The organism is Halorubrum sp. AJ67, from assembly GCF_000513435.1.
Genome location: NZ_CBVY010000008.1, coordinates 177,489 through 180,952 on the forward strand (window position 1 = coordinate 177,489; position 3,464 = coordinate 180,952).

At 67.2% G+C, this 3,464-nt stretch carries 4 protein-coding genes and 2 pseudogenes; 5 read left to right on the plus strand and 1 reads right to left on the minus strand.

What is annotated here, in order from left to right; translation table 11 throughout:
* The 5 genes and pseudogenes from BN903_RS08920 to BN903_RS08940 form a co-directional block, all read left to right on the plus strand.
* A pseudogene (locus BN903_RS08920) lies at positions 1–201 on the plus strand (glucose dehydrogenase); the annotation flags it as partial.
* Positions 188–823 (plus strand): transcriptional regulator GfcR, encoded by a 636-nt coding sequence (gene gfcR, locus BN903_RS08925; RefSeq protein ID WP_048077404.1) that lies wholly within the window; start codon positions 188–190, stop codon positions 821–823. The pseudogene BN903_RS08920 and the gene gfcR, both read left to right, overlap by 14 nt.
* A 176-nt stretch (positions 824–999) precedes the next feature.
* Positions 1,000–1,344 (plus strand): glutaredoxin, encoded by a 345-nt coding sequence (locus tag BN903_RS08930; protein ID WP_048077405.1) that lies wholly within the window; start codon positions 1,000–1,002, stop codon positions 1,342–1,344.
* Positions 1,345–1,506: 162 nt separating this feature from the next.
* The gene (locus tag BN903_RS08935; RefSeq protein ID WP_048077406.1) at positions 1,507–2,076 is read left to right on the plus strand and encodes a hypothetical protein; all 570 of its coding nucleotides are present in this window, start codon (positions 1,507–1,509) and stop codon (positions 2,074–2,076) included.
* Positions 2,077–2,176: 100 nt separating this feature from the next.
* On the plus strand, positions 2,177–2,890 hold the full coding sequence (locus BN903_RS08940) for a diphthine--ammonia ligase (protein ID WP_048077407.1): 714 nt from the start codon (positions 2,177–2,179) through the stop codon (positions 2,888–2,890).
* 59 nt (positions 2,891–2,949) lie between these two features.
* Here BN903_RS08940 and BN903_RS08945 read toward each other — a convergent pair.
* Positions 2,950–3,464, minus strand: a pseudogene (locus tag BN903_RS08945) (Glu/Leu/Phe/Val dehydrogenase); the annotation flags it as partial.

A 3,464-nucleotide genomic window follows, 5' to 3' on the forward strand; every position in this document is an offset into this window, starting at 1 on the left:
AACAAGGCGCTCGTCGGCAGCGTCAACTCCGGTTACGGGCACTTCGAATCAGCGATCGAGTCGCTCTCGGGGCTCTCCGAGGATTTCTTGGGCGATCTCGTCACCGGCGTCCACGGGCTGGACGACTTCGAGGCCGCGTTCGCGGATGACGGCACGACTATTAAAACGGCGGTCGAATTTGCCGCGTATGAAGAACGTTGACGACCTGATAGATAGTGCCGCCGAGCTGGCGGAACACGGTCTCTCGAAGGGCGAAATCGCCGACGAACTGAACGTCTCCCGGGAGACCGCGAGCTGGCTGGTCGAGCGCGCGGGCGGGTCCGAGGCCGACGACTCGACGGCCGAGACGACCGCGTCCGCCGACATCCACGTCGACTGGTCGGCCCTTGGCCGCGACTCCACGCGCCTCGGCTACGCGGCGAGCGCGATGGCCGACCTCTTGGCCAAGCAGGGCGAGGAGGTCGATCTCACCGTCGGGGTCGAGAAGGCCGGCGCGCCGCTCGCGACCGCGGTCGCGGACCGGCTCGACACCGACCTCGGCACGTACGCGCCCGCGAAACACCAGTGGGACGAGGGCGACATCGACGAGCAGGGGGGTGGCTTCTCGCGGAACTTCGCGGCCATCCGTAACCGCGACTGCTACGTCGTCGACGATATCATCACCTCAGGGACGACGATGCGGGAGTCGATCGACGCGATCCGCCAACAGGGCGGCGACCCCGTCGCCTGCGTCGTGTTAGTCGACAAGAAAGGGTACGACGAGATCGACGGGGTGCCCGTCTACTCGCTCGTCGACGTGGTCCGCGTCGACCGCGAGGAGTAGCGCCGGACGAGCGATTCCGCGCGGCTGGGGCTCGGTGATCGTATTCCAAGCAGCAACTACATCGTAGCGACTGGAGTTTGGCGGTGTTGGCTGAAACATCGACTGTGCCGCTCGCTCTCGAAACCGAACACGTTCCGTGCGGAACCCATTTGCCTCGGCGGCGCGTACCCGATCCCATGACGTTCAGCCCCGAAACCGACGCCGACCCCGAGGAGATCGAACAGCGCGTCGAGACGGTTCTCGCCGACAACGACGTGGTCCTCTTCATGAAGGGGAACCGCCTGATGCCGCAGTGCGGCTACTCGAAGCGCGCCGTCGAGCTGATCGGCCAGCACGTCGAGGAGTTCGAGACGGTCGACGTGTTACCCGCGCTGCCGCAGTACCGCGAGGCGCTGGAGGCCCACAGCGGCTGGGAGACGATCCCGCAGACGTTCGTCGACGGGGAGTTCGTCGGCGGCAGCGACGTACTCGCGGAACTCGACGAGCGCGGCGAGCTCGCCGCCGAGCTGGGTGCCGACTGAGGCATCGCTCCGGCGGGACCGCGCGCCCCCGGCCGAACCTTCCGCCGATCCTTTGCTCTGGAAGGGCAGCCCATATAAACCCACGGTGCCTATACAGGGTAGAAGCAGCCGTTGCCGCTGCCGCCCCGACCACCGGTTCGACCCCACCGCATTCCACAAACAATGACAGGCCGCGTGTTCCGACTTCATTCGACGCTCGAACTGCCACTCGAAGACGTAGAGGCGTACTTCGACGAAGATCCCGATCTGCCGCCGGAGATCGATGACATCGACATCACGCGTCGAAACAACACACTCATCATCAAGGCCCTGTCCGACGACGAGTCGATCAGTAAGTACACGCCGACCGCACAGCTGAAGGCGTCGGTCACGGAGACGCGCGTGTGGGAGGAGGAGCCGCCACGCGCCGGCGGCCCGCAGTGGATGGACGACGAGGAGGAGGAGATCCCCTCCGAGCTGGTCGAGTTCGCCTGCTTCAAGGGCGACCGCGAGACCGTCCTCCAGAACTCCGCGCTCCAGTATCCGATGTTCTTGGTGCTCCGCGAGATCGCGACCCTCTCGGAGAAGGGGACGCTGACGGCGATCACCGAGGAGAACGACGAACTCGAAGCGACCCGGATCGTCGAGGGCGAGCGGCGTCCCGCGAGCATCGAGGTCGTCGAGAGCCCGCAGGGTGCCGGCGAGGGCGACGGCGGCGTCAACTGGCGCGATAACGAGTTCATCTCGGACTGAGGCGGCGCGCTCACCGCGTGTCACGCGTGCGCCCCGCCACGTCCCGTTCCGACGCCGTTCGACCGCCGACGCTTTATCCGTGCGACCCACTCTTTCCGTCATGAGCGATTGGGTGAGCCTCTTTTCCGGCGGGAAGGACTCTTCGTGGGCGCTGTACCGCGCCGTGGAAGAGGGTCTCGACGTCTCGCGGATGTTGACAGTCCACCCCGCCGGCGACTCGTACATGTACCACACGCCGGCGACGGAGCTCGCCGCGCTCGCCGCCGAGAGCGTCGGGATCGACCTCGTCGAGGTGTCGCCGGACGACTTCGGCGCGGACGACGTCGACGACGCCGGGGCGCAGGGCGACGCCGAACTGGAGCCGATGGAAGCGGCCCTCCGAGAGATCGCTGCCGGAAGCGACGTCGACCTCGCGGGCGTCACCGCGGGCGCGGTCGAGAGCGAGTTTCAGACGAGCCGCATTCAGGCGATGTGCGACCGCCTGGGGATCGACCTGTTCGCGCCGCTGTGGCAGCGTGACCCGGTCGAACTCGCCGAGGCGATGTTCGACGCCGGCTTCGAGATCCGTATCGTTCAGGTGGCGGCATACGGTCTCGACGAGTCGTGGCTCGGACGCCGGTACGACGCCGACGCGCTCGACGACCTGCTCGCGCTCCGCGAGGAGTACGGCGTCCACCCGCTCGGCGAGGGCGGCGAGTTCGAGACGTACGTCGTCGACGGCCCGCACATGGACCGCCGCATCGACCTCACCTACGACGCGGTCTGGGAGGGCGACCGCGGCCACGTCGAGATCCGGGACGCGCAGCTGAAGTGAGTCCGCGGCCGGAGTGAATCCGTGATCGGAGTGAATCCGCGGCCGGCCAAGCCCGCCCGTTACGGCCAGCTGCCGGCCTGATCGTACGCGTCCACGATCCGGCCGATACCGACGACGTACGCGGCGGTTCTGAGGGTGTGAACGTCGTTCGACTCGTAGGTCTCGACTAGGGTGTCGAACGCGTCCGTAATGACGCGCTCCAACTCCTCGTTGACGCGCTCCTCGGTCCAACTGAACCGCTGGCGGTTCTGGACCCACTCGAAGTACGAGACGGTGACGCCGCCCGCGTTCGCGAGGATGTCGGGGACGATGTGGACGTCCCGGTCGGCCAACACGTCGTCGGCGTCGGGCGTGAGCGGGCCGTTCGCCGCCTCGACGATCAGGTCCGCGCGCACGTCGGCCGCGAGGTCGCCGTCGACGGCGTTCTCCAGCGCGGCCGGGACGAGGCAGTCGACGTCGAGCGTGAGCAGTTCGTCGTTCGTGATCTCCTCCGCGCCGGGGATAGCCGGTCACCGTTCCGGTCTCGGACTTGTGTGACTTCACCTCGCGCGGGTCGAGTCCGTCGCGGTCGAGG